Genomic DNA, 25,563 nt, shown 5'->3' on the forward strand with positions numbered 1-25,563 from the left:
GGTGTGTGATTGATGTTGGCGCGTTTGCGCGAGCGCCTCGTCGCGGCTTGAATATTGCTTGGCGAGCGCCGATGCGCTGTGATCGATGCGTGCGTTGGCGCGGAACGGAAAACTGCTTCGGCGATAGGAGAAATGATGAAGGCTTATGTGTACGGTGCGAAGCGCGAGCTGCCGCAGGGGTTCGAGGATTTCACGCAGGCCTCGCGGACCGCGATCATCTCCGTCGACATGCACCAGGGACATCTCGCCGATACGCCGGATTGTCCTTGTCCCGCGCCGCGCGCGCGAGAGATCGTGGTGCCGATCGATCAGTTCCATGCCGCCGCGCGCGCGATCGGCGTGCCGGTGATCCACGTCAAGTCGGTGCTGCGCAAGGGCGGGGTCGACGACATCGCCGGCATTCCGTCGGCATGGCGGCGCACCTTTCCGCTCTATGTCGGCGCGATCCCCAACTCCGATGCGCACGCGATCGAAGGCTCGCGCTGGACTGAATTCGTCACCCATGTGGAGCCGCAAGACCTCGTCGTCGCCGGCAAGAAACGGCTGTCGCCGTTCTTCGCCACCGATCTTGATTTCCTGCTGCGGCAGATGAACGTCCGCACCGTGGTGCTCGACGGGGGCATGACAGATTGTTGCATCCTCAACGCAGCGTTCGACGCCAGCAATCTCAGCTATCGCGTTGTCGTGCTGCGCGATCTCGTGCGCGGTACCAACGAGGAGATGGAAGACGCCGCGCTGAAGATGGTGTCGTTGCATCTTGGCGTCGTCACTGACGCCGCCGACCTGCTTGCGGAATGGCGCGCCCGTTGAGTTGAAACCACCCGGCGCATCGGGAGAAGCGAAAGCGCGGCCGCCGGCCGCTCTGCGCTTTTGCCCCTCGGCCCTGGACCAACCCATGCAGACAACCGTCCCGAACAGTAGACACCGCAATGGGGGCATGTTAATCAGACTAAATAAAATTGAGCAAGGTTGAAATGTGAAGGCTGCAGCGTTCGACTATCTCAGGCCGGCAAGTCTCGGCGAAGCGCTTGCGCTGCTCGCGACACATAAGGACGATTGCAAGATCCTGGCCGGCGGCCAGAGCCTGGTTCCGGCGATGAATTTCCGCCTGGCGCGGCCCGCTATCCTCATCGATATCAACGACCTCGACGAATTGGATCACCTGCGCGCGGACGCCGGTCAGTTGAAGATCGGTGCGCTGACGCGGCACGCCGCGTTCCATCGGCCGGTGGTCGAGGGGCCGCTCGGCGCGCTCCTGGCAAAGGTCGTGCGTCACATCGCGCATTATCCGATCCGCCAGCGCGGCACCTTTGCGGGAAGCCTGTCGCACGCCGATCCCGCCTCGGAATGGTGCCTGGTCGCCACGACCCTTCGCGCCGAGATGGTCGCAAGGAGCGCGCGCGGCGAACGGGGGATTGCCGCAAGCGATTTCTTCCACGGCACGTTCACGACCGCGCTCGAACCCGACGAAATCCTGACCGAAATCCGCCTTCCAATCATGACGCCGGATTGGCGCGTGGGCTTCTACGAGTTCTCGCGACGGGCCGGCGACTTTGCGCTCGGGATGGCGGTGGCGGCGGCCAGGGTTGAAGGCAGTACGATCCGGGAGGCCCGGCTAGGCGTCGGCGGTGTCGCCGATCGCGCGATCCGCCTTGGGGCGCTGGAAGATCAGCTTGTCGGGAAGTCCGCGTCCTCTGATGTCATCGACAGTATCGCCCGCGAGGCGCGCGGCATGATCGAGCCGAGCGGAGACATTCATGCGTCTCCCGAATATCGGCGCGATCTGATCGCCGCTTCTGTCAAGCGCGCATTGACCGAGGCGCTGGCATGAACTGGATCGGCCGACGGCTGCCACGGCTGGAAGATCCGGCGCTATTGAAAGGCGGCGGCAGCTATGTGGCCGATCGTGCGAGCAAGGCGGCTGCCGTCTGCTTCGTGCGCAGTCCGGTGGCGCGCGGGACGATCGTCGATATTGAGATTCCATCGGATGGAATCATCTTCACCGGGCGGGACCTTGCCGACGTGAAGCCGATCCGCCCCATTCTGCATCGGCCCGATTACGTCGCGATCGGCCAGCCCATACTGCCGGTCGATCGCGTCAGCTTCTGCGGGCAGGCGATCGCGGTCGTCGTCGCCGACGATCCGGCGCTAGCGGAAGATATCGCCGAGCAGGTGTTCGTCGATATCGACGTCGCGGATGCGATCATCGATTTCGAGGCCGCGCTGGCCCCCGATGCAACGCCGGTGCATCCCGAAGCTGCATCCAATGTGCTGGTCGAAGGGCGCATGAGGACGCAAGGACTCGATAAGGCCTTTGCGGATGCCGCCGAGATCGTCACGCTGGACGTGCGCTCGCACCGGCAATCGGCGGCGCCAATGGAGAACCGTGGCGGGCTCGCCGAATATGATGCCGCGTCGGGACGCGTCACGCTAACCGCGTCGGTGCAGATGCCGCATATGCTCAGAACCGGCATCGCCGACACGCTCGGCATGCCAGAGTCGGATTTGCGCGTGATCGCGCCAGATGTCGGCGGCGGCTTCGGGCAGAAGATGTCGCTATTCCCCGAATATGTCGTGCTGGTGTGGCTGGCGCGAAAGCTAAAGCGGAGCGTCGCCTGGATCGAAGATCGCCGCGAAAACCTGCTCGCCTCCGCCCATGGCCGCGATCAGGCCTTCAGCCTGCGCGGGGCCTTTGCCGGGGACGGCAGGCTGCTTGGGCTGGATGCGGATTTGCGTTCCAACATCGGCGCGTTCTCCTGCTATCCCGTGACCTGCGGCGTCGAGCCATTGATGGCTTTTGCCGAACTGCCGGGCCCATATGATTTCGCCGAATACGGCGTCCGCTCGCGCGGCGTGACCACCAACACCTGCATGATGGCGCCGTATCGCGGCGTGTCGCGGCCGACGCTGACCTTCTCCATGGAGCGGATGATGGATGTCGCAGCGAAACGGCTCGGCATCGATGCCGCCGAGATCCGCCGCCGCAACCTGATCAAGACGTTCCCGCATCGCTCGCCGACCGGCCTTGTCTATGATGAAGGAAGCTATCTGCAGGCGATGGAGGTGGCGCTCGATGCTGCCGACCTGCCGGCGTTCCGCGAACGGCAGGCCGCGATGCGCGAGCGCGGACGCTATCTCGGCGTCGGCCTTTCCGTGTTCAGCGAACGCACCGGCTACGGCACGCCGGCTTATGCCGCGCGGGGCATGGAGATCGTGCCCGGCTATGAGATCGTCGATTGCAGCATGGACCCTTCCGGCGATGTCGTACTGCGCATCGGCTCGTCGCCGCATGGTCAGGGCCTGAAGACCAGCCTCGCGCAACTGGTGTCCGACGAGCTCGGCATCGAGCCGCAGCGCATCCGGATCATCTCGGGCGATACCGACGCGACGCCCTATGGCTGGGGCACCTTCGCCAGCCGTTCGATGGTGATCGCCGGCGGCGCATCGAAGCTCGCGGCGGGGAAGGTTGCGGTGAAGCTCAAGACGATCGCGGCAACGCTGATGGAAACGTCACCGGACAACATCGAGTTGAAAGACGGTTGGGCACGGGTCAGCCATTCCAACCAGGCCATGGAGATCGGTGCGCTGGCGCGGGCTGCCTATCACCAGAGCCATCGCTTCAAGGGGCTATTGCCCGGACTGCATGAGAGCGCGGTCTACGATCCCGGCGGCACATTCTCCAATGCCTGCCACATCGCTTTTGTCGAGGTCGACATCGAGACCGGCGGCGTCAGCATCGAGCGCTTTCTCGTCGCCGAGGACGCCGGCGTCCTGATCAATCCGATGATCGTCGACGGCCAGATCACCGGAGGCGTCGCGCAGGGGATTGCGAATGCGCTGTTCGAGGAGATCGTCTACGACGACACCGGCAATCTCCTGACCGCGTCCTTTGCCGATTATCTGCCGCCGACCGCGGCGGAGATTCCGGAGATCGAGATCATGCACATGGAAACCGTCTCGCCCGAGAGCGTGACCAAGGCGAAGGGCGTCGGCGAGGGCGGGGCGATCGGCGCGCCGGCGGCGATCGTCAACGCGATCTGCGACGCGCTGGCGCCTTTCGGCATCGAACTGTTCGAACTGCCTGCAACCCCGCAGCGCGTCCGCGAGGCGCTGCGCCAGGCTGGAGTTGCGAGCTATGCCTGACAAGCGCGACATCACCCTTGCCGTGAACGGCAAGACTTACGCGGTATCGATCGAGCCGCGACGGAGCCTTGCCGACGTCCTGCGTGACGATTGCGGATTGACGGGCACGCATCTCGGCTGCGAGCACGGCGTCTGCGGTGCCTGCACCGTGCTGGTGAACGACAAGCCGGTCCGCTCCTGCCTGATGTTCGGCGTGCAGGCCGAGGGCAAGACGGTGCAGACCGTCGAGGGACTGGCCGACGGCGAGACGCTGCATCCGCTGCAGCAGGCGTTCTGGGAAAATCACGGTTTGCAATGCGGCTTCTGCACCCCGGGTTTCCTGATGCTCGCCGCCGGCGCGCTGCAGGAAAATCCGGATATGTCCGACGACGACATCAAGGACGTGCTGTCATCGAATCTTTGCCGCTGCACCGGCTATCAGAACATCGTCAAGGCGGTGCGGCTGGCCGCGCGCGAAATGCGGGCGAGAACGCGGGCATGAGCTTTGTTGGCCGCTCGCTCCGGCGGATCGAGGACCGTCCGCTGCTGATGGGCCAGGGCGCGTTCGCCGCCGACTGCAACTGGCCCAGCCAGCTTCACATGCGCGTGGTGCGCTCGCCGGTCGCTTTCGGCCGCATTCTCGGCGTCGAGACCGAAGAGGCCACTGCGCTCGAGGGCGTCGTCGCGATCTGGACCATCGTCGACCTCGACCACCTGCCGCCGATCGATTTCCGCCAGATGGGGCTGGAGCGGCTCGCGCCCTACCGGCAATTCGTGCTGGCGCGCGACTATGTGCGTTATGTCGGCGAGCCCGTGGCCGTGGTCGTTGCTGTCGATCCCTATGTCGCCGAGGATGCGGCCGATCTGGTGTTTTGCGATATCGAGGAACTGGAGCCGCAGCTCGATGCCACTGCCGAGCCCGTGGCGTTCATGCCCGATGTTCACCCCGGATTGATGTCCGAGCCGGCGGTGATCCGCCGCGGCTATGGTGATCTCGACGCGGCCTTTGCCGGCGCGCACATAGTCGTCGAACTGGAGGTGAAGATCGGGCGCCACACCGGTGTGCCGATGGAGACCCGCGGCGGGTTGTGTGTCTACGACACAGAGAAGGATACGTTGCGGCTCTACGGCGCCGCCAAGGTGCCGCACTACAACCGCGACGCCATCAGCAGGATGCTCGGCCTTGCGGCGGGGCGGCTTGAGCTCAGCGAAGGCCATGTCGGCGGTGGCTTTGGCATCCGCGGCGAGCTCTATCCCGAGGACGTGCTGGTCTGCGCCGCGGCGCTGCGGCTGAAGCGGCCGGTGAAATGGATCGAGGATCGCAGGGAGCATCTGCTCGCGGCCAACCATTCGCGCGACCAGGTCTATCGGCTCAAGGCCGCTGTCGACTCGCGCGGATTCATCCTTGGCCTGAAGGCGGATTTCTTCACCGACCAGGGCGCCTATGTGCGCACCCACGGCACCACCGTCACCGATCTCTCGGCCGGTCTGCTGCCGGGTCCCTACGTCATTCCCGCCTATGATGTCGCGGGCCATATCCGGCTCACCAACAAGACGCCGGCCGGCACCTATCGCGCGCCCGGCCGCTACGAATCGACGTTCGCGTGCGAGCGGCTGATCGACGCGATCGCCATCGAGTTGGGGCTTTCGCCGGTCGAAGTGCGCCGCGTGAACCTGATCAGCGAGGCCGCGATGCCGTTCGATCGCGGCTTCGAGACGCTCGGAACCAGGGTCGTCTACGACTCCGGCAAGTACGCTGATCTGCTCGAGCGCGTGCTGGCGCATCTCGATTATGACCGGCTGCAGCAACAGCTCACGGAGCGTCGGAGCCGCGGCGAGTTGGTCGGCCTGGGCCTCGGCTATTTCGTCGAGAAGAGCGGTCTCGGTCCGCAGGATCTGGTGCGGATGAGGGTCGACCTGCGCGGCGATATCGAGATCGTCACCGGCGTTGCCTCGGTCGGGCAGGGTGTCGAGACTGCGCTGGCGCAGATTTGCGCTGCGACGCTGCAGGTGCCGATCGAGCGCATCCGCGTGATCCATGGCCAGACCGACCGGATCGAAATCGGCTTCGGCGCCTTTGCCTCGCGCGTCACCGTCATGGCGGGCTCGGCCGTGAAGATCGCCGCCGAAGCACTGCGCGCTACCGCGCTGGAAGTAGCGGCAAGGCTGTTGCAGGCCACGCCGGAGGCACTGCGTCTGTCGAACGGCATGATCGAAACCGTCAACGGCAGCGCCTCACTGTCGCTTGGCGATGTTGCCGCGCATCTCGAAGAGACGGGCGGCTTGACGGGAGAGGGGCGTTTCGCCTCCTCGCATATGACCTATCCATATGGCATCCACGCCGCACAGGTACGTGTCGATCCCGCAACTTGTGCCGTCACCATCGAGCGCTATGTCGTCGCCTACGACGTCGGGCGCGCCGTCAATCCGATGCTGATCGAGGGGCAGATCGTGGGCGGCGTGGCGCAGGGCGTCGGCGGCGCGTTCCTGGAAGAGTTCGTTTATGACGAGAACGGCCAGCCGCTGGCGGCGAGCTTCGCCGATTATCTGATGCCGACCTGTCACGAGGTGCCGGAGGTCGAAGTGCTCCTGCGCGAGGATGCGCCGTCGCCGCTCAACCCGCTCGGCGTCAAGGGCGCGGGCGAGGGCGGCATCAACGCGGCCGGCGCTGCACTCGCGGGGGCCATCGACGCTGCGATTCAAAAGCCCGGCGCAGTCGCGCAGCTTCCGATCACGCCCGGCCGCCTGCACGCCATCCTGCGCGGAGGCCGATGATAAGGGGGCCTCAATCGCGATCGAGATTGAACCAGAGCGTGCGGACCTTGGTCTTGCCGTGGTTCCAGAGCTTGTGCTTGCGGCGCGAGCTATAGGCGATGAGATCGCCCTGCCGCAGCACGTGCTTGATGCCGTCGACCTCGACGGTCAATTCTCCCTGCAGCACGAAGCCATATTCGAATCCGTCATGGGTGATCGGATGCTCGGCGCTGCCGGTATGCGGGGCATATTCGTTGACGGCGACGGAGACCCCGCGGCTGCGGTCTTCCCGCATCAGCCGCCGCACGACATGCTGCGCGGTCTCGACCACGCGCGCCTCGGACGCGCGCACCACGATCTTCTCCTCGGCAAGGCTGCCGCTGACGAGCAGATCCGACATCGTGACGCCGAGCGCGCTCGCGATCACGATCAGCGATCCGATCGAGGGCGAGGCGCGTCCGCGCTCGACCAGGCTGAGCATGGAGGTGCTGAGGCCGGAGACGTCGGCGAGCTCCTGCAGCGTCAGTCCGCGCGCCTGCCGCAATTCGCGGATGCGCACGCCGATCGCCGCAAGCGTGTTCGCGGTGGTTTCGGCGATTTCCTCCGACAGATGGGCAAGATCGGCATTCGTGTCGGTCTCGGATTGGCTCATGTGCTGACGCTCCCGGCGCCGTTCGTCCTGGTCTTCGCAAAGAAGACGTTGCGTGTCTTGTGATTTTGAATATACTAAAAACACTTTAGTTTGGATCAAAAAATAGGCGGCGATGGCCAATCTCAGGTTTTCCCAGGTTCGAGTCATCGACAGCGCCGCCGGATGTCCAGAAATACCGATCGTGGAGGGCGAGGGCAACGCGAAGGTTGTGCTGTCGCCGCATAATGGCGCCGCGTTCCGCAGTTTTCAGCTGGTATCGCTGCAGCAGAATGCGCGCACCATCGACCTCCGCCATGCGTCCGACTGCGTGTACTACGTGATCGCGGGCGAGGGCGCGATCGTCGATACGGCCGGCGGCTCGCGGTATGAGGTGGCCGAAGGGCACATGGTCCATATCGATGCCGGCGATCGCTATCGTATCGAGGCGGGCGCAGCCGGCATCAAGGTGATCGGCGGGCCGTGCCCGGCGGATGCCAATCCCAACTCAACGATCGCAGCGAGCTAGACCATGGCCATTCGCCTGTTTCATCGCGACCATCCGACGCTGCGTCTGCCGCTGATCTCCAAGGACGCGCGCTTCGTGATCTGGCCCGGCGTCGGCGCCTGGCAGGCGAATCTCAACTATGTCTGCCTCGAACCCGGCGAGGCCAACGTCCCCCACATCCATACCCAGTCGGAGGACACGATCTTCATCCTCGAAGGCGAGGGGACGATTCACGACTACACCAATAACATCTCGCTGCCCTTCCATGCCGGCTGCGTCGTCCACGTGCCCGTCGGCGTCAAGCATGCGGTCGCAGCCGATCGTGGCAGCCATGTCGTCAGTGTCGGCGGTCCCTGTCCGGCTGACGTTCCGCTGCTGAAAAAGGTTGGTGCGCTGCCGGCGGATGCGACGCCGCCGCTATCGGCGTAACGGGGCCGCCTTTGCACGACACCAGCCACCTCGTGTTCCAGCGCGAATACTACATCGTGACCCTCAGCGACGAATGTCGCTCCGCGTGGCGCTGGGAAATCAAGCGCAGAGGCGCGCCGATGGGCGTCAGAGTGACCGGAGATGGATATTCGTCCCAGCGCGCGGCGGAAGAGGCTGGAAAGCAGGCACTCGCGGAGTTTCTCCTTGCTGTCGCTTCCGAGCAGAAGCGCGGATGAGATGATCGCGTCGACGTGTGCTCGGAACGAAGCGATCGGCCAGACCTCTCCGCCTGCCCGGCGAACCGCCAATCTCTTATCGCAGGCCCCAGCAAACAAAAAAGGGGCGGCGGTGTCACACCGCAGCCCCGAAACCGGATGCAGTCGCGACTGCATCTCAAAGAACTTACTGGCAGGGATACCGCCGGCCCTTTGCCACGTACGTATTCGTCGCTGGATCGTAGGAGCGGTAGCGCTGCGCGCAAGAGGCCGCGTGCTGCTGGGCGGCGGCGGCAGCGGCGGCTTCCTGCTGCGCGGCGGCAGTGGCCGCACCGGCCGCGATGGCGCCGCCGATGAGGCCGCCGACCAGTCCGCCAACACCGGCGCCGTTGTCATAGCACTGTCCGTAACGGCACCAGACCTTCTGGGTGAATGCCGGGACCGCGGCCGCAAGACCCGTGCCGGTCGGTAACGGAGCCGAAATCGCGGAGGCTGAAAGCGCCACGGCACCGGTGGTGGCCATCAAAACGACTTTCAAAATGTGATCGATGCGCATCGAATCTCCTGCTTCATTCCTGTGGGCGCAGGCCGGCGCCTGCCTCCCGATTCCTGAACATGGATTACGGGCTCGCCTGGCCTCGGCCCGGGCGAGACCGTACACGCACGGCCGGTTACAATTCGCGCGTCAGCTTAAGTTCACAGATGGGCGGTGTTTATTGGCCGGCTGCGTCCACGACGCGGCACAGGTTATTGCTGACACCCGGAGCCAATTGTCCGGGCGGCAAGACGAAGACCGCATCGACGCGGCTACCTCTGCCTTCCTTGCGGACGACGACTTGCAACGTTTGTGGTCGGCCGGATCCGGTTGTTTCTTGCTGAGTGGTCAGCGTGCCAAGCTTTTTGTCCACGTTCACACCGACAAAGCCCTCTGCCAGAACGGCCCGGGAAACCTTGTCAAGGGCGACACTGGGATTGACTGATGGGAAAATCATCCAAGTCTTGTGGGTCATGCCCGTCACCATCGGAACGCCGGTGCTCTGGAAGTGCTCTGCGCAGCCATCGGCCAGTGCGGGCATAGACGACAGAGCCATGAGCGTGAACACGCAAGTTATTCTTGTAAGCATGCTTTCATAACCTGTTGGAGTAAGTCGGGAGGATTGAGACCAAACGCGCCGTGAGTCCATGGATGCCTTCGCATTCTGGATGGAGGCATTCGGATTTTGGCTAGTGCACGGAGTGATCCTGCAAGCGATCGGCGATCTGGCCGACGCAGCAAACGCCGACGCTCGGCTTGCTACGTTCACCCGCAGGCGGAGCCCGCCTTCAACGAGCGCTGCGGGAATGGATCGGCGCTTTTTCGGAATAGAGGCCCCACGAATTAAATCGAATCTTATCTTTCGCGACTCGGTTGCGCGATCTGGATGTTTCGTTCGACGATTGGATATTGAGAGAAAGAATTGATAGAAAGAGGCCTCGACCTGAGTTTGCCAAAGCTGTGCCAGCGTGGTGACGCGGGTCTGTGCCTCCGGCGGACGCCCCCGAACGATGGATACTCGGTCTGGCGGGTGAGATCGGTTCGCGTCCAGCAAAAGTCCAATGGTCAGGATTTGCATGAACGAAGATGTACTCGCCGCACCTCCCACGCGATCAGGATCTTCGTTTCAAGAGTTGCTTGAAATACTCCAACCTCACGGGATCAATGCCCGCTCCTCGCCGAGGCCTGGCAAATCATTTCGTTGGCATGCGGATGTTGCAGTTGGAGCAGGAATTGACGTCGTAAGGGCGGAACTTTCTGCTGGTTGGGATTGGCGCTATTCATACGAGAATTCATCGGGAGAGCTTGCGATAAGCTTACTGAATGCGGGCAAGGCCGAAATGCTCATTTCAGGAAGGAACGTGCAACGAACACCCTCTGAAATCGCCATCGTATCGCTTCCGACGTTGCAAGAGCAGAGGGTCGAAGCGGTGGATGGGAGATACTCAAGTGTAACGCTAACGTTGCATACGGGTATGGTTACAAAGGCGCTGTCTGCGACGTTCGGGAGCACAGCACTGGAAGATCTCAATTTGACACCAACAGTCGATTTGTCTACCGGCGCCGGGCAGATCCTTTTTCAGCTTGTTCGTGCCAGCACGACCGGCTTGTATGACGGGATCCTGGCACGCTCTCCGAAAGCCAGCGCTCTGCTGTCAGAAGCTGCGATACAGCTCATACTTGAAAATGTCCCCCATCGGCTGATCGACCGGTTGAGCCGCTACCCACTGGATGCGCCCCCTCGTTACATCAGGCGGGCTATCGAGTATATGCGCGCCAATCTTCATCTGCCGCTTACGATAGCCGATATTGCTGGGACGGTTGGTGTTAGCAGCCGATCGCTAGAATCGGGATTTCGTAGAATCCATGGCACGACGCCTGTCGCATATTTGCGAAGAATTCGACTTGAGGCGATCCACGATGAGCTATCGCGACCAGAGAACCTGCTTCCGGTAAGCGAAGTTGCACTGAAGTGGGGTTTTACTCACATGGGCCGTTTTGCAGCGTTGTACCGCTCCGCATTTGGCCTGTATCCGTCCGATACAGTCCGGCGAGCGCGAGGGGTCTGCGACTAAGAGGGTTCGCTGTCGTCAACGGCCTCCGTCAGTGGAAAGGCCGTGCCCGGAAGATAGAGCGTGATCGGCCGGATCTCGTACACGGCCGTTGGATTCACCCGACGCAGGTCGCGCGCGGCTTCGATTGCGGCGTCCTCGCTGGTGCAGTCGACGACGTAAAAACCAAGCAGTTGCTCCTTGGTCTCGGCAAAGGGGCCGTCGATCACGACGCCGGCGCCCGGACCGCGCAAGGTGCGGGCTTTTCCGGTCTCGCCGAGCCGCGCCGCCGGCCCGAGGCGGCCTTCCTTGGTCAAGCGGTCATGGACCTTATGCAGGTCCGCCATCAGCGCGGCATCTTCCTCCGGCGTCCAGGACATGACCTCCGTTTCGACGTGATAGGCCAGGATGGCGTAGAGCATCGGTACCTCTCGTTGCTAGATGGCCGGGCAAAGGACGCTTGCGGCAGACTGAATCCGACAAATCGTCGTGGTTGGGCTACCCATTCTGAGCCGCCGCGTCCTTCATTTTTGTGCACGATGGCCGCTCGCGCCTTGTTTTGGCCGCAAGACGGGAATTCAACAAGCAAGTTAAAGTGTAAGCGTGTTCTGAGGTGTCCTTATGGTGGCACTTGCGGAGACAGCTCCTTCTGATCTAGTCGGCGAGCTCACCGCCCACGCGGTGGCCAGCATCGAGACGGCGGACCATTTCTCTTTACCCTTCCCCCATATCGTCTTCCGCGATTTCTTTCCCGCAGATTTTTACCGGGATCTGGTGCGGAGCATTCCCACTGATGGATATGATCCGATCACTGGCACGGGCACCCGCATGGCGCTGCGGCTCTATGGCGAGAACGTAGAGAAGATCGATCCGTCACTGCGACCCGCATGGGCTGCGGTATCGGTCATGTTGACCTCGATGGAGGTCGAGCATGCTGTACGGGACAGACTGCATGACGGGCTCGAAATTCGTGCTCGCGGCGACAAGGTGCCTCGCCCCGATGATTTGAAGCTGGTCGCGAAGCCGGTGCTCTACTGGGACCGGGACGGCTACCAGATCAAGCCGCATCCGGACACGCGCAAAAAGGTTGTAACGATGCAGCTCTATTGCCCGGGCGACAGCAGCCAGGAAGCGCTCGGCACCACGCTTTATCAGGCTTCCCTCAGGGGCCTGTTTCACGTCGGCTCCTATTGCCTCGAGCCTGTGAAAACCATCCCCTTCCTGCCCAACCTCGGCTACGCGTTCGTGGTCCTGAAAGCCTATCACTCGCTGGCAAAGATGAGCTGGCACGGCCGCCCGCCCATCAAGACCGATCGGCCTCGGATATCCATCCTCAACACCTTCTACATGAACGAGGATGTCGGCTTCTGATCTGGGCCGTATACAGCCACGACGGCGCTGCGGCGCTGCTTTCAGAACTGGGCCGGTTGAGCGGGTGGACTGGGCCAATCCGATCGCAGGTTGTTCGGGTTATTCCTGTCGAACAAGTCCTGCCTTAAAATGCCGCTCGGGTAGGCATTGATTGCTGGTGGCATTCTGCGGAGGTCACGGGTTGGCGGCACGATGACGCCGGGCCGAACGACACAATTGGCGGGATAGCCAACGGATTGGCAGTAAATTACGGCGCTCGCGCTTCCAGTGCTCGCAGCCGAGAAACCAACAATCAGCGATGCCGACAAGGCAATCGATCGCTTCATTTTTTGCCTCCGTAGCTTATCCACTCCCGTAGCTGATCCTCGGAAAAATGATCGCAAATGGAGTGCTGCGCTATGCCAAAGCGGCAAATGTCGAACCAAGGATTTCCGCTCCGGGTCCGTTTGCAGAAACCCCAATAGCTACGCCGCCTGCGGATTTGACCGCATGCGAAAGTACATGCAACGCGTTGTTTTATCGTGATTTTTGGTGCTGAGCGCTGGAGCGGGTGAAGGGAATCGAACCCTCGTATTCAGCTTGGAAGGCTGCTGCTCTACCATTGAGCTACACCCGCATATGAACGATCCACTATCACGCCGGAAGGGCTGCCTCAACCACCGTGAGGCGTTACGAACAGCCGGGTTCCGGCCGGTCCGCCTTGCGGCCTTAACAGGCGCGGATCGGCTCCCTATATTGCGTGTCCCATCAACAATGAAAGGAGGTGATCCAGTGTCTTATCTCAAGCGCTGTCACCTCGCTGGGATCGCCCGCTAAGCAGTCCAAAGCTTGGCATCGGGGCGCTCTCAGCCCTGGACCAGCGAGCACGAGAATCGGGCGCGGCGGAAGCGATTCCGCCGCGTCTTTATTATTGCTGGATTGTCGCGCCAGACCACGGAAAGACACCGACGACGCTTTGCGCTCTCGTCAGCGTTCCGGCAATCCGAGCTCGAGCAGCGTCTGCATGGTTTGCTCGCCCATCGCGAGAAAAGCCGGGCTGGCATTCCGAGTTGGCAGTCCGATGTTGAGCGCCGTCGAATCGGGCCTCAACGCCATGGCCTTTGCCATCGCCGTCCTTGCCTCGTCCGGCTGGCCCAGGCGCTGATAGGCTACGGCCAGCAGCATATAGGGGCGTCCCGACGCCGGCGTGATGGCGATCGACCGCTGCAGCCAGGACACCGCTTCCTCGTTGCGGCCCATGAGCAGGGCGGTCCATCCCGCCCCGAGCATCCAGGTCCAGCGCGAAACTTCCGGCGTGTCGAAGCGATCGGCCTGCTTGAATGTTGCCAGTGCGTCCTCGAAGCGCCCCAATTGAAGCTGCGCCAGGCCGATGTGGTAGAGAACGAGCCCGTTCCACGGATCAAAACTCAATGCTTTCGCGCAAGCCACCAGACTTTCAACGAACTCGTTGGTCGCAGTCAGGAAGCGGCAATAGGCTTCCAGCACCGGAATGTAACGTGGCGTCGTCTGCCGCGCGCGCTCCAGCAGCGATCCGGCGTTGCGCTCCGCCGCCGCACGTTCGGCCGGCGCGTACCACGTCATTTGAATCCCGCGCAACTGAAGGGCGGCCAGCGCGATCTGCAGCTCGGTATTGACGGGATCGGCGGCGAGCGCTTTTTCCAGCATGGTCTGCGCGGCGGCAAAACGTTCGCGTGTCGTTCGATTGATCGAGGCTGTGGCTTGCTCGATCGCAACTTTGGCGTCGCCGGTCGCGGCTGGATGGGCGCCGGATTCCAGAAGCGCGTTAAGGCGCCGTGCCAGCGCATGACCTGCTCCCGCGGCGAGCCGCGATTGCTGCAACTGCATGTCCAATTCGGTGGCGTCGACCGAAGCCGTAGCGACCGCCTGGACCTCGCCGGTGTTGGTCTGGATCATGCGTGCCCGCAAGATCCACGATTGCGGGCCTCTCTCCAGTTCGCCATTCAGTACGAAGTCCGACTGTGCCGAGGACGTGGACGTGGGCGCCGCTGCCACTGCGACGGCCCCCGGGGCGACCACGCGGATATTGTCGACCCTGGCCAAGCCATCGGTCAGGCGGTCGGTTACAGCCGCCGCCATGCCGGCCCCTCGGGGGTCGTTGCTCGCATCGACGATCGGCGTTAGCGCAATGGTCGGCGGCGACCGCTTGAACATGAGATCAGGACGGAAGGTCGGAGCGGCCACCGCAAACCCGACAATCACGCAGAGGGCCGCTGCGGCGGCCGCAGCCACCGGCCGGCGTAGGCCGAATAGTCGCCGCGGTGTTGTAATCTCGTTCGCGGGTTCCGCGCTTGCGATTGGCTCGGCGCTTGCCTGCACGGCAACGGCAGGTGCTGGCGGTTTAACCGACACCTCGGCGGCGAACAGGTAGCCGCGGCCGGACACGAGCTTGATCGTCTGGCGCCGGTCATCGCCCAGCGCGGTGCGAATCTCGCGGATGCATTGGAACAGGCTGTCTTCGCCGACATGGACGTTCGGCCAGACCGCCTCCATCAGCTCTTCTTTGCTCAGGACCCGGCCTGCATTGGCGGCGAATAGCTGCAGCATCTCAAGCGCTTTCGGCCTGAGCTTGATCGCCTCGCCATCCGGACCGCGCAACTCGGCGCGCTCCCGATCGAGCTCAAATCCGGCAAAACGAAACACCCAGCCCCCGAAACTGCTTCAACCCGCCGGAAATGTCGGAAGATCCGTGCTGTGGCGGCTCATTCAGAAAATATCAGAAAAACTTCAGAATGCCACGGGCCCCGCATCAGGACACCTGACCGCCATCATGGGACCAATGCGCCCCGCCTTTTCGGTTGCCGTGGGGCTGCGCGCCGGCGGGCGGGCGGGGCGAGACGGTGTTCCGGAAAAGTATGGGATCGGTTCGGGGCCCCCCGGGTACCGGCACACCGATCTCGCCCCGTTTTGAGACAACGACGTTTTTCATTCCTTTTGGACGACGAGACCCCTGTGCTCAGCTTTACGACCGACGACATCGATCCCGAGCATCGCTTCGATCACTGGCGCGAGGTGCGCGGAAAGGGCCTGTTCGGTGTCACGATCGAGCTGCCGGCCGAGCGCCGCGCCGACTTTCAGGGGCGATTTTCCGCTGATGATATCGGAGGCGCGATCGTCTCGCGGATGCATGCCTCGTCCTATCGGGTCAGCCGGACCAGCGGCGATATCGCGCGCACGCCGGCCGACAGCCTGTGCATTGCGTGGCAGACGCGCGGGGCCGGCTGGATGGATGTCGGCCGGGGGCGGGGGCATCGTGTGGCCGACGGCGACATCGTCATCAACCATTCCGACACTCCCTTCGAGGGGACGCCCGAGCGTTCGGACGGTTTCGACTTCCTGATGCTGAAGATCCGCTTAAGTGGCGATCTTCTGCTGGGCGCGCCGGCTCATGATCTTTTCGCGGCGACGCTGTTGCAGAAGAGTCCTTTCTTCAGGGCACTCTCCGCGCTGTTTCATGCGTTGACGCAGGAGCCGCGCGATGTCGTCGATCCGTCGGCAGAGATCACGCATGTCGCAAGATTGGCCATGCTGGCGCGGGGCCGTCTTTTGCCTGGAATGCCCGAGTGTCGCGCGGCGCTGCGTTCGGGCTTCTACTATGCCTCGCGCGACATTCTCGTCCGCAATCTCCACCAGCCGGGCTTGTCGCCCGCGGCCGTCGCGCAAGAGCTCGGAATATCGCTGCGGCAGGTTCATGTGTTGTTCGAGCCGACGGGGCTCTCATTTTCGCGCACGCTGACGGCCCTGCGGGTGCGCAAAGCTGGCGAACTGCTGGCAATGGCGCCGTCACGGCCCGTCGCGGATGTCGCCTATGCCTGTGGTTTCGATAGCCTTGCAACATTTTATCGCGCCTTCCGAAACTACTACGGCATGACGCCGCGCGACATGCGCATTCACGCGAATTGCGAGTGAGAGGCTGTGGCCGCTTGGCTGCAGCCGCGCAGAGTCATGGGGACGCTTGCCGGTCAAAATCGAGGGCGTGCGCGCATTGAGAAGACAGCCTGTTACCGCTTCTGTAAACGCGGGCAGGCATTTGGATTTTCGGATCATTCCCGAAAGAGGAATGGCCGGGCCGTTCAGGGAGCTCTTTTCGCTTGCTGACCATCAGGGTTTTCATCACCAAAATATTTTTAAAGTCTACGCTTGCGGCAGGCATCGGGGGTTTTCAATGGCGATCGACGCCGCTTCGCAACTTCGCCTGGCGCGTCGTCGGTTGCACTTGAACTGCTGTCCTTCCTCGGAGTCCGGCCGCTCGGCAATCCATGTGCGCCAGGTGCGCTCCGTAAATTGATCGGAAAGGAAGGCCAGTGTATCACGCTGCGCGAGATCTGAGCGCAGGGAAGAGAAATGGCGGCAGGGGATTTGGACGTTCTGATTCGGTCGATGGCAAAGAAGCAGGCCAAGGCGATCACTGATGCCGCCAGGAAGCAGCATGGCCGTCTGATGGGAATGGCCGTCAAGGCCAAGGACAAAGAGACCAAGGAACGCCATAAACACCTCGCCAAGAACACGCTCGCGTCGGCAGCGGCGGCGGCGAGAAGGCTGCAAATCACGGCGGAGAATGTGGCCGACAGCTATGCGCGATCGATGAAGAAGGCCGCCGAAGAAAAGCCGCCGGCGGCAAAGCCGGTCAAGGCGGCTAAGCCGGCCAAAAAGAAAAAGGGCTGACTTCGGACCCATCGCGGACGTCGCGAACTCGCGCTGGTCCTGCGAGCCCGGGGCGGCGTCCGATCGGCGGATGGCGCCAAGGAATACCCGGCGAACACAGAATACTTAAATATTTCAATCGGTTGTGCGCGAGTTGGCCGTCTTTGAGGCCGGGCACGACAACCGATACCTGCCAAATCGTCTGATATCAGCAAATCTTTACTTGAATTAAAACACGAACGTTCGTACTCGAACGGTTACGGAGCGCCAGTTGTCCAGGACACGCAAAATCACGACCGACGATATCCTCGATGCCGCGGAGCGGGTGGTTATCCGTCTCGGGGCCGCGGGGCTCTCGATCGATGCGGTGGCCCAGGAAGCTGGCGTCAGCAAGTCGCGGGTCGTCTACGACCATAGGTCCAAGAGCGCGCTGCTGGAGGCGTTGATCGACCGCCGCGTCAAGGTAGAGCTTGAGCGCATCGAAGCGAGCGTGGCGGAGAACGCCGGCGCGCCGCATCCCGAACTGTTCGGCCGGATCGCGGTGGCCGAGCGAATTCCCGACGATCGGGACAAGGCGGTCGCGCTCGCGATCAGTGCCTCGATGTCGAGCGAGGAGAAGATCCAGGAGCAGATGCGCGACTGGACCCTGGCCGACCTGCGCGCGATGGCCGCGGGCCTGCGGCCGAAAGCGGCGCTGATGGCCTACCTGGCGCTGACCGGCTTTTACTGCACCGAACTCTTCGGCTTCCACCAGTGGGACGCAGCCGAGCGATCCGAAATCCTGGCGGGCATCAGGACGATTTACACGTCCTATCCCGACGAAAGCTGATGCCGCCGACAACTGGCTGACACTCAAGGAAATCAAGACATGTACAGCAGCAGACCTCTGCCGCGCGTGAGGACTTATCTGGCAGCGGCGGCGTTCCTTGCGCTAACGATCGGTGGGGTTGCCGCGCAGCAAGGCGCGGAACTGCCGCCGCCTGCGGTCAGCGTGATCGAACTCAAGGCGCATCCCGTTCCGGTCGTGAACGAGCTTCCGGGCCGCATCGCTGCGACGCGCATCTCCGAGGTTCGCGCGCGTGTCTCCGGAATCCTTCAGGCGCGCGTGTTCACGCAGGGCACTCCGGTCAAGGAAGGCGACGTCCTGTACCGCATCGATCCGAAGCTGTTCCAGGTGCGCGTGGCGAGCGCCGAAGCCTCGCTGCGGCGCGCCAAGGCCGTTCAGCAAAATGCGAAACAGCAGTTCGAGCGCCAGAAGACCCTTCACGACCGCGACGCCACCAGCGGCGTGAACCTGGATGCGGCAACTGCGACCCTTGCCCAGGCCGATGCCGACGTCGCATTGGCCGAAGCCGCGCTCGCCGAGGCGAAGATCAATCTCGATTACACCGAGGTTCGCGCGCCCATCAGCGGCATCATCGGCGGCGCCCTGGTCACCGAGGGCGCGCTCGTCACCGCCGATGGAACGCAGAATCTGGCACTGATCCAGCAGGTGGATTCCGTCTATGTCGACTTCACGCAGTCGGCGCAAGACCTGCTCACGCTCAAGCGCGCCGTTGAGGAAGGCAAGCTCGCCAGCCCGGCGCCGGGAGAGGCTCGGGTCGAACTCGTTTTCGACGACGGCGGCCTCTATGCGGAAGCGGGGCGATTGCTGTTCGCCAGCGCCAGCGTCGATTCCACCACCGGGCAGGTCACTCTGCGCGCCGAATTCCCGAACCCGAAACACGACCTGTTACCGGGCATGTATGTTCGCGTGCGCATTGCGCAGGCGGTTCGCGAGGGCGCCATCACCATACCTCAGCGTGCCGTGACCCGGGCACGCGACGGCAGGGCGCAGGTCTACCTCCTATCGGAAGGCGGGATTGCGGAGACGCGTGACGTCGAGCTTGGACAGGCACTCGGTTCGGAATGGATCGTCGAGTCCGGCCTGAAGGAAGGCGAGCGCGTCGTCGTCGATGGCGTGCAGAAGGTGCGGGTGGGCGGCAAGGTTGTCCCGGAGCCATGGAAGCCTGCCGATCGGGAAGCAGAAATCTCCGCCGACCAGCCGACCAGCCGGGCGAGGTGATCCGATGGCTCAGTTTTTCATCAGGCGGCCGGTCCTTGCCTGGGTCTTCGCCCTGTTCATCTGCATTGCCGGTGTCATCGCGATTCCGCTGCTGCCGGTCGCGCAGTACCCCAAGGTCGCGCCGCCGCAACTGACGATTTCGACGTCGTATCCAGGGGCCTCGCCGCAGGAAATCTATCAGGGCGTCACGCGCCTGATCGAGGAGGAACTGAATGGCGCCGCCAGATTGATGTATTTCGAATCGACGTCGGACACGTCTGGCTCGATCAGCATCAACGTATCTTTCGAGGCCGGCACCAGCATCGAGCAGGCGTCGGTCGACGTGCAGAACAGGCTGCGGCGAATTCAATCGCGACTGCCGGCGGCGGTGGCCGCGCAGGGCGTGACCGTGGAAGAGGCTTCGGCCGGCTTCCTCATGATCGTGTCGCTCACGTCCACCGATGGCAAGCTCGATGAAGTCGCGCTCGGCGACTACTTCAGTCGCAACGTGCTTGGCGAACTGCGCCGTCTTGGCGGAGTGGGGCGCGCGCAGTTGTTTGCCGCTCAGCGCGCGATGCGCGTCTGGATCGATCCGGACAAGATGGTCGGCCTCGGGCTGACCGCCGCCGACATCAACGGCGCAATCATGGCGCAGAACGCGCAGGTCGCGGCCGGGCAGATCGGCGCATCGCCCAATCCGGTCACCACCGACCTGACGGCGACCGTTCTCGTCAAGGGACAGCTCGTCAATACCAAAGAATTCGGCAACATCGTGCTGCGGGCAAACCCTGATGGCAGTACGGTTCGGCTCAAGGATGTTGCCCGCCTCGAGCTCGGCGCGGAGAACTACAACTTCTCCAGCCGCCTGAACGGTCAGCCGAGCGCCGCTGTGGGCATCCAGCTTTCCGCAACCGGCAACGCAGTCGCGACGTCGCGTGCGGTCCAGGCGAAGATGGAGGAATTGTCGCGGTTCTTCCCGCAGGGCGTGAAATATTCGGTGCCGTACGACACCAGTCCCTTCGTGTCTGCCTCGATCAAGAAGGTCCTGGAGACGCTGCTCGAAGCGGTCGTGCTCGTCTTCGTGGTGATGTTCGTCTTCCTGCAGAACTTCCGCTACACGCTGATCCCGACGCTGGTGGTGCCGATCGCATTGCTCGGCACCGGCGCGGTCATGCTGGCGGCGGGCTTTTCGATCAACGTCCTGACCATGTTCGCGATGGTGCTGGCGATCGGCATCCTCGTCGATGACGCCATCGTCGTCGTCGAGAACGTCGAGCGCGTCATGGCGGAGGAGGGGCTTTCACCGAAGGACGCCACCACGAAGGCCATGAAACAGATCACGGGCGCCATCCTCGGGATCACGCTCGTTCTGTCTTCCGTCTTCATCCCGATGGCGTTCTTCCCTGGTTCGACAGGCATCATCTATCGCCAGTTCAGCCTGACCATGGTGGTTTCGATCCTGTTCTCGGCATTTCTGGCGCTGTCGCTGACCCCGGCGCTTTGCGCGACGTTCCTCAAACCGATCAAGCCTGGTCATCATGAGAAGAAGGGGATTGGTGGCTGGTTCAATCGCAAATTCGAAGCATTGACCGATCGCTACACCGACGCTGCCGGCGGCATCGTGCGGCGGGCCGGGCGCATGATGGTGATCTATCTCGCTTTGGTCATTGGCCTCGGTTACTTCTTCGTCAGCCTCCCCACCGCCTTCCTCCCGAACGAGGATCAGGGCTTTCTGGTCGTTGATATCCAGGGCCCGCCCGAAGCCAGCGCCAACCGGACACTGGCGTCGATCAAGCAGATCGAGGAGATTTTCAAGACGGAGCCTGCCGTGCGCGATATCGTGGCCATTCAGGGCTTCAGCTTCTCGGGCAACGGCGCCAACGCCGCCTTGATGTTCGTCACCCTCAAGGACTGGAGCGAGCGCGGCGCGGGCCAATCCGCCCAGGCGATCGCCGATCGCGCCAACGGGCAATTGTTTGCGTTGAAGGACGCCACCAGCTTCGCGCTTTCGCCGCCCCCGATCGACGGCTTCGGCACGACAGGCGGCTTCGTCTTCCGTCTTCAGGATCGCAATGGCCTCGGTCAGGCGGCGCTCACGGACGCGGCGGCCGAGCTGATGGAGAAGGCCGGCAAGAGCCCGGTGCTCGCGGGCCTTCGCATTGAAGGGTTGTCGGATGCGGCGCAGGTTCTTCTTGTTATTGATCGCGAGAAGGCCAACACCTTCGGCGTGACCTTCGCCGACATCAACAACACGATCACGGCTAACCTCGGATCGTCCTACATCAACGACTTTCCGAACGCCGGCCGTATGCAGCGGGTCATCATCCAGGCGCGGGATCACGGCCGCCTGCGGGTGGAGGATCTCTTGAAGCTCAACGTCCGCAATGCGGGCGGCGGCATGGTGCCTTTGTCCTCGTTTGCCATGGCCCAGTGGCAGAAGGGATCGCCGCAGATCGTTGGCTACAACGGCTACCCCACGGTGCGCATCGCGGGCGAGCCGGCTCCAGGCAATTCGTCGGGCGCGGCGATCGCCGAGATGGAGCGCCTCGCTTCGGAGCTGCCGAACGGTATCGGCTCCGAATGGACCGGTCAGTCGCTGGAAGAGATCAAATCGGGATCGCAGGCGCCGATCCTGTTCGGCCTCAGCATCCTCTTCGTCTTCCTGCTGCTCGCCGGCCTCTATGAAAGTTGGTCGATCCCGCTCTCGGTCATGCTCGTCGTGCCGCTCGGCGTGATCGGCTGCGTCCTGGCCGTGATGCTCCGGGGAATGCCAAACGACCTCTACTTCAAGGTCGGACTGATCGCGATCATCGGCCTGTCGGCAAAGAACGCCATCCTGATCGTGGAGTTCGCCAAGGACTACTACGCGGAAGGCAGATCGCTGGCTGATGCCGCGGTCGACGCCGCTCGTGTCCGGTTCCGGCCGATCATCATGACGTCGCTCGCCTTCACGCTCGGCGTGGTGCCGCTCGCCATCGCATCAGGCGCCAGCGCGGCCAGCCAGAACGCCATCGGCACCGGCGTTCTCGGCGGCATGATCTCCGCGACGGTTCTCGCGATCTTCTTCGTCCCGGCCTTCTTCGTGTTCGTTCTGCGGCTGCTGCGGACCAGAAGGCCGGCCGCGAACGACGACGCGGTAGCCGAAGCTCCGCTTGCGAAGCCTTCCGAAGCGTAGCGGTCAGCGCGGTGCAACTTCATTTCAGCCGTAACCATTCGGTCGCCGTTCGAAGCCGAAGCGTAGCGACGCTTCGCCAAAGTCCTCCGTGAGTCGGCCGGGCCTTCTCGAGGCGAGAAGGTCCCACCGCGCCGATCGTTCACGCTGGAGGATCACATGAAAGTTCTCATCGCCTGCACGCCCGCAACCGGCCATCTCAATCCGCTGCTGGCGGTGGCCCATGGCCTTATCGACGAACGACACGATGTTACATTCCTGACCGGCAGCGCGCTGCGGCCGCGGGTAGAGGCAATCGGTGCGAAATTCCGGGCGCTTCCCGCCGACGCTGACCTCGATCTCCGGGACATGGATGCGGCCGTGCCGGAGCTCAAGAATGTCGAGCCGGGGCTGCAATGGTTGAGCATCGCCCTTCAGCGCTTTTTTGTCGACACCATGCCAGCGCAACTTGCCGGTTTGCGGCAGCTGGTGCACGAAATCCAGGCCGATGTCGTCGTGGCCGACGACATGTTCTTTGGTGTGCTTCCGATGCTGCTCGGTCCGCGGGCAAGCCGTCCTCCCGTGGTGCTATGCGGAACCTCGATCCTGCACGCCACTCGTGAGGACGGTGCGCCTCTCTTCCTTGGACTGCCACCTGCAGCCACACAGGCCGATCGTGACAGCTATGCCGTCATCGCCAAGGAGTATGACAGCGTGGTCAACGAGCCCGCGACGCGCCGCATAAATGAGCTCTTGGCCGGACTGGGCGTCGGGTTGTTGTCCGTGCCTCTCTTCGAGTCCGTCGTCGTGCTGGCCGATGCCTATCTGCAACTGTCGGTGCCGAGCTTCGAGTTTCCGCGAAAGCTGCCACCCACGGTCCATTTCGTCGGTACGCCTCCGATCATTCCGAATCAGGCGCCGGTGCCGTCATGGGCCGGTGAACTCGACCGCTCGCGCAAGGTGGTGCTGGTCACGCAGGGAACGTTCGCCAATTTCGATTTCGGGCTTCTCGTCGCACCGACGCTCAAAGCCCTTGCGGACGAGCCGGATCTGCTCGTGGTGGTGACCACCGGCGGTCGTCCCGTCGACACGATCCCCGGTGCGATTCCCTCCAACGCCCGCGTGGCCAGCTACCTGCCGTTCGAGTGGATCCTGCGCAAGGCGGATGTGTTCGTCACCAATGGCGGCTATGGCAGCGTCAATCAGGCCATGAGCTATGGAATCCCGATCGTGGGCGCCGGGCTGACCGAGGACAAGGCCGATGTGAACGCACGCATCGCGTGGTCCGGCGTCGGTATCAATCTGGCGACCAATCAGCCGGATCCGAAGGCCCTGCGCGAGGCGGTCCGGGCCGTGCTCGAACAGCCGGGCTACCGCACGCGGGCCGCGTCGATGGCCGCTGAGTTCGACAAGCGCGATACGCGATCGCTGATCGTCCGCATCATCAACGAAGCGGCGACCGGAAGGAAAGCGCCCGCGCGTCGCAAGGCCGCGGCTGCGTAACTTCGCGCCGCATCCGTTCGATATCGCTCGGGGGGTGCTCGCGAATGTGACGTGAGTTGCCCTCCGCTGACTCAATCCTATTTCAGCCGTAACCATTCTCTCGCCGTTCGAAGTCGAAGCGTAGCGATGCTTCGCCAGAGTCCTCCTTGAGCCGGCCGGGCCTTCTCAAGGCGAGATGGTCTTCCGCGCCGATGTTCATGCTGGAGGATCACAATGAAAGTTCTCATCGCTTCGACGCCTGCAACCGGCCATCTCAATCCGCTGCTTGCAGTCGCCCGCGGCCTCATCGACGAGCAACACGAGGTTACATTCCTGACCGGCAGCGTGCTGCGGCCGCGGGTAGAGGCCATCGGTGCCGGCTTCCGGGCGCTTCCCGCCGGTGCCGACTTCGATCTGCGCGTGATGGATGAGGTCGTTCCCGAGCTCAAGACTATCGCGCCGGGACCGCAATGGCTTCGCATCGCCATGGAACGGCTGTTCGTGGACGCCATACCGGCGCAACATGCCGGATTGCAGCTCGCGTTGCGCGACGTCCGGCCCGACGTCGTCGTGGGCGATGACATGATCTTCGGCGTGCTTCCGATGCTGCTCGGTCAGCGGGCAAACCGGCCTCCCGTCGTTCTCTGCGGGACTTCGATCCTGCACTGGACCCGCGATGATGGCGCGCCACTGTTTCTTGGGCTGCCGCCCGCTGCCACCCAGGCTGACCGCGACAAGTATGCCGTCATCGCGCAGGAATTCGACGGGATCGTCAACGAGCCCGTGGCGGAGCGCCTGAACGGTGTATTGGCGAAGTTTGGCGTGGGGCCGCTGTCCATGCCGATGTTCGAATCCGTTGTCGCGCTCGCCGATGCCTATCTGCAATTGTCGGTGCCGAGCTTCGAGTTCCCGCGCAAGCTCCCGCCCACGGTTCATTTCGTGGGTACGCCTCCGATCATCCCGAACCAGGCGCCGGTGCCGCCGTGGGCCGCCGACCTCGATGGCTCGCGTAAGGTGGTGCTGGTCACGCAGGGGACGGTCGCAAATCACAATTTCGGTCTTCTCGTCGCGCCGACCCTCCAGGCCCTTGCGAACGAGCCGGATCTGCTGGTGGTGGCGACCACCGGCGGTCGTCCGGTCGATACGATTCCCGGCCCGATTCCGTCCAATGCCCGCGTCGCCAGCTACCTGCCGTTCGAGTGGATCCTGCGCAAGGCGGATGTGTTCGTCACCAATGGCGGCTACGGCAGCGTCAATCAGGCCATGAGCTATGGAATTCCGATCGTCAGCGCCGGGCTGACCGAAGACAAGGCCGATGTGAACGCGCGCGTCGCGTGGTCCGGCGTCGGCATCAACCTGGCGACCAATCAGCCGGATCCGCGGGTTCTGCGCGAGGCGGTTCGGACCGTGCTCGAAAAGCCAGGCTACCGCATGCGGGCCGCGTCGTTGGCCGATGAGTTCGCCAAGCGGGATACGCGAGCGCTGATCGTTCGCATCATCAACGAAGCGGCGACGGGGAAAAAAGCGCCCGCGCGCCGCAACGCCGCAGCGGCCTAACTTCGCATCCGTGGATATCGCCGCGAGGGATCAGCGCCGATCGTTGATCCCTCG

General features: G+C 63.2%; 23 protein-coding genes and 1 tRNA gene. 17 read left to right on the plus strand and 7 right to left on the minus strand.

The features are described 5' to 3' along the window. The first annotated feature begins 135 nt into the window (after positions 1 to 135). The 5 genes from AC5ZGW_RS25090 (at position 136) to AC5ZGW_RS25110 (ending at position 6,897) form a co-directional block, all read left to right on the plus strand. Positions 136 to 810, plus strand: a complete 675-nt coding sequence (locus AC5ZGW_RS25090; protein WP_130225643.1) for a cysteine hydrolase family protein — start codon at positions 136 to 138, stop codon at positions 808 to 810. 166 nt (positions 811 to 976) lie between these two features. Next, on the plus strand, positions 977 to 1,831 hold the full coding sequence (locus AC5ZGW_RS25095) for an FAD binding domain-containing protein (RefSeq protein ID WP_130225642.1): 855 nt from the start codon (positions 977 to 979) through the stop codon (positions 1,829 to 1,831). Further along, complete coding sequence (locus AC5ZGW_RS25100; RefSeq protein WP_130225641.1) at positions 1,828 to 4,143, plus strand: xanthine dehydrogenase family protein molybdopterin-binding subunit; 2,316 nt, start codon at positions 1,828 to 1,830, stop codon at positions 4,141 to 4,143. The genes AC5ZGW_RS25095 and AC5ZGW_RS25100 overlap by 4 nt, the downstream gene beginning before the upstream one ends. Beyond that, complete coding sequence (locus AC5ZGW_RS25105; protein ID WP_130225640.1) at positions 4,136 to 4,624, plus strand: (2Fe-2S)-binding protein; 489 nt, start codon at positions 4,136 to 4,138, stop codon at positions 4,622 to 4,624. The genes AC5ZGW_RS25100 and AC5ZGW_RS25105 overlap by 8 nt, the downstream gene beginning before the upstream one ends. Beyond that, positions 4,621 to 6,897 (plus strand): xanthine dehydrogenase family protein molybdopterin-binding subunit, encoded by a 2,277-nt coding sequence (locus AC5ZGW_RS25110; RefSeq protein WP_130225639.1) that lies wholly within the window; start codon positions 4,621 to 4,623, stop codon positions 6,895 to 6,897. The genes AC5ZGW_RS25105 and AC5ZGW_RS25110 overlap by 4 nt, the downstream gene beginning before the upstream one ends. A gap of 10 nt (positions 6,898 to 6,907) precedes the next feature. Here AC5ZGW_RS25110 and AC5ZGW_RS25115 read toward each other — a convergent pair whose 3' ends face one another. Then, positions 6,908 to 7,528: a helix-turn-helix domain-containing protein gene (locus AC5ZGW_RS25115; RefSeq protein ID WP_028163319.1), complete on the minus strand. Its 621-nt coding sequence runs from the start codon at positions 7,526 to 7,528 to the stop codon at positions 6,908 to 6,910. 112 nt (positions 7,529 to 7,640) lie between these two features. Here AC5ZGW_RS25115 and AC5ZGW_RS25120 point away from each other — a divergent pair, with 112 nt between their 5' ends. The 3 genes from AC5ZGW_RS25120 to AC5ZGW_RS25130 are packed head-to-tail and all read left to right on the plus strand — an operon-like array spanning position 7,641 to position 8,677. Then, positions 7,641 to 8,033: a cupin domain-containing protein gene (locus AC5ZGW_RS25120; protein WP_028163320.1), complete on the plus strand. Its 393-nt coding sequence runs from the start codon at positions 7,641 to 7,643 to the stop codon at positions 8,031 to 8,033. 3 nt (positions 8,034 to 8,036) lie between these two features. Beyond that, the gene (locus AC5ZGW_RS25125) at positions 8,037 to 8,441 is read left to right on the plus strand and encodes a cupin domain-containing protein (protein ID WP_130225637.1); all 405 of its coding nucleotides are present in this window, start codon (positions 8,037 to 8,039) and stop codon (positions 8,439 to 8,441) included. A gap of 11 nt (positions 8,442 to 8,452) precedes the next feature. Further along, positions 8,453 to 8,677 (plus strand): hypothetical protein, encoded by a 225-nt coding sequence (locus tag AC5ZGW_RS25130; protein ID WP_130225636.1) that lies wholly within the window; start codon positions 8,453 to 8,455, stop codon positions 8,675 to 8,677. A gap of 166 nt (positions 8,678 to 8,843) precedes the next feature. Here the strand turns inward: AC5ZGW_RS25130 and AC5ZGW_RS25135 are convergent, their stop codons facing one another. Further along, on the minus strand, positions 8,844 to 9,212 hold the full coding sequence (locus AC5ZGW_RS25135; RefSeq protein ID WP_028163322.1) for a BA14K family protein: 369 nt from the start codon (positions 9,210 to 9,212) through the stop codon (positions 8,844 to 8,846). 157 nt (positions 9,213 to 9,369) lie between these two features. Further along, positions 9,370 to 9,759, minus strand: a complete 390-nt coding sequence (locus AC5ZGW_RS25140) for a hypothetical protein (protein WP_245287255.1) — start codon at positions 9,757 to 9,759, stop codon at positions 9,370 to 9,372. 508 nt (positions 9,760 to 10,267) lie between these two features. On the opposite strand from AC5ZGW_RS25140, the gene AC5ZGW_RS25145 reads away from it, so the two are divergent. Next, a complete protein-coding gene (locus AC5ZGW_RS25145; protein ID WP_245474687.1) occupies positions 10,268 to 11,266 on the plus strand; it encodes a helix-turn-helix domain-containing protein in 999 nt (332 codons plus the stop codon). Here the strand turns inward: AC5ZGW_RS25145 and AC5ZGW_RS25150 are convergent. Then, positions 11,263 to 11,664: a YciI family protein gene (locus AC5ZGW_RS25150; protein ID WP_130225635.1), complete on the minus strand. Its 402-nt coding sequence runs from the start codon at positions 11,662 to 11,664 to the stop codon at positions 11,263 to 11,265. The two genes, AC5ZGW_RS25145 and AC5ZGW_RS25150, sit on opposite strands and share 4 nt — an antisense overlap. Before the next feature lie 199 nt (positions 11,665 to 11,863). On the opposite strand from AC5ZGW_RS25150, the gene AC5ZGW_RS25155 reads away from it, so the two are divergent. Further along, entirely contained in the window at positions 11,864 to 12,613 is a 750-nt protein-coding gene (locus AC5ZGW_RS25155) for a hypothetical protein (protein ID WP_130225634.1), read from the plus strand. A 542-nt stretch (positions 12,614 to 13,155) separates the two neighbouring features. Here AC5ZGW_RS25155 and AC5ZGW_RS25160 read toward each other — a convergent pair. Both AC5ZGW_RS25160 and AC5ZGW_RS25165 read right to left on the minus strand, forming a co-directional pair. Further along, positions 13,156 to 13,229: transfer RNA gene (locus AC5ZGW_RS25160), tRNA-Gly, on the minus strand. 350 nt (positions 13,230 to 13,579) lie between these two features. Then, positions 13,580 to 15,274, minus strand: coding sequence for a tetratricopeptide repeat protein (locus tag AC5ZGW_RS25165; RefSeq protein ID WP_130225633.1), 1,695 nt, complete (start codon positions 15,272 to 15,274; stop codon positions 13,580 to 13,582). 309 nt (positions 15,275 to 15,583) lie between these two features. On the opposite strand from AC5ZGW_RS25165, the gene AC5ZGW_RS25170 reads away from it, so the two are divergent. Then, positions 15,584 to 16,540 (plus strand): helix-turn-helix transcriptional regulator, encoded by a 957-nt coding sequence (locus AC5ZGW_RS25170; protein WP_130225632.1) that lies wholly within the window; start codon positions 15,584 to 15,586, stop codon positions 16,538 to 16,540. Between the two features lie 225 nt (positions 16,541 to 16,765). Here AC5ZGW_RS25170 and AC5ZGW_RS25175 read toward each other — a convergent pair whose 3' ends face one another. After that, positions 16,766 to 17,062: a hypothetical protein gene (locus AC5ZGW_RS25175; RefSeq protein WP_245474686.1), complete on the minus strand. Its 297-nt coding sequence runs from the start codon at positions 17,060 to 17,062 to the stop codon at positions 16,766 to 16,768. A gap of 15 nt (positions 17,063 to 17,077) precedes the next feature. Between AC5ZGW_RS25175 and AC5ZGW_RS25180 the strand changes: the two genes are divergently transcribed. The 6 genes from AC5ZGW_RS25180 (at position 17,078) to AC5ZGW_RS25205 (ending at position 25,509) form a co-directional block, all read left to right on the plus strand. Then, positions 17,078 to 17,296 (plus strand): hypothetical protein, encoded by a 219-nt coding sequence (locus AC5ZGW_RS25180; protein WP_245474685.1) that lies wholly within the window; start codon positions 17,078 to 17,080, stop codon positions 17,294 to 17,296. 250 nt (positions 17,297 to 17,546) lie between these two features. Then, positions 17,547 to 18,104 (plus strand): TetR family transcriptional regulator, encoded by a 558-nt coding sequence (locus AC5ZGW_RS25185; RefSeq protein ID WP_130225629.1) that lies wholly within the window; start codon positions 17,547 to 17,549, stop codon positions 18,102 to 18,104. A gap of 39 nt (positions 18,105 to 18,143) precedes the next feature. Then, positions 18,144 to 19,340, plus strand: a complete 1,197-nt coding sequence (locus AC5ZGW_RS25190; RefSeq protein WP_463327881.1) for an efflux RND transporter periplasmic adaptor subunit — start codon at positions 18,144 to 18,146, stop codon at positions 19,338 to 19,340. A 4-nt stretch (positions 19,341 to 19,344) separates the two neighbouring features. Continuing rightward, entirely contained in the window at positions 19,345 to 22,494 is a 3,150-nt protein-coding gene (locus tag AC5ZGW_RS25195) for a multidrug efflux RND transporter permease subunit (protein WP_130225628.1), read from the plus strand. A gap of 156 nt (positions 22,495 to 22,650) precedes the next feature. Further along, entirely contained in the window at positions 22,651 to 23,973 is a 1,323-nt protein-coding gene (locus tag AC5ZGW_RS25200; protein WP_130225627.1) for a glycosyltransferase, read from the plus strand. 213 nt (positions 23,974 to 24,186) lie between these two features. Continuing rightward, positions 24,187 to 25,509 carry a glycosyltransferase gene (locus tag AC5ZGW_RS25205; RefSeq protein ID WP_130225626.1) on the plus strand — a complete coding sequence of 441 codons (1,323 nt, stop codon included), beginning with the start codon at positions 24,187 to 24,189 and terminating at the stop codon, positions 25,507 to 25,509. The last annotated feature ends 54 nt before the right edge of the window (positions 25,510 to 25,563 follow it).

The organism is Bradyrhizobium sp. Crot121, assembly GCF_059512385.1.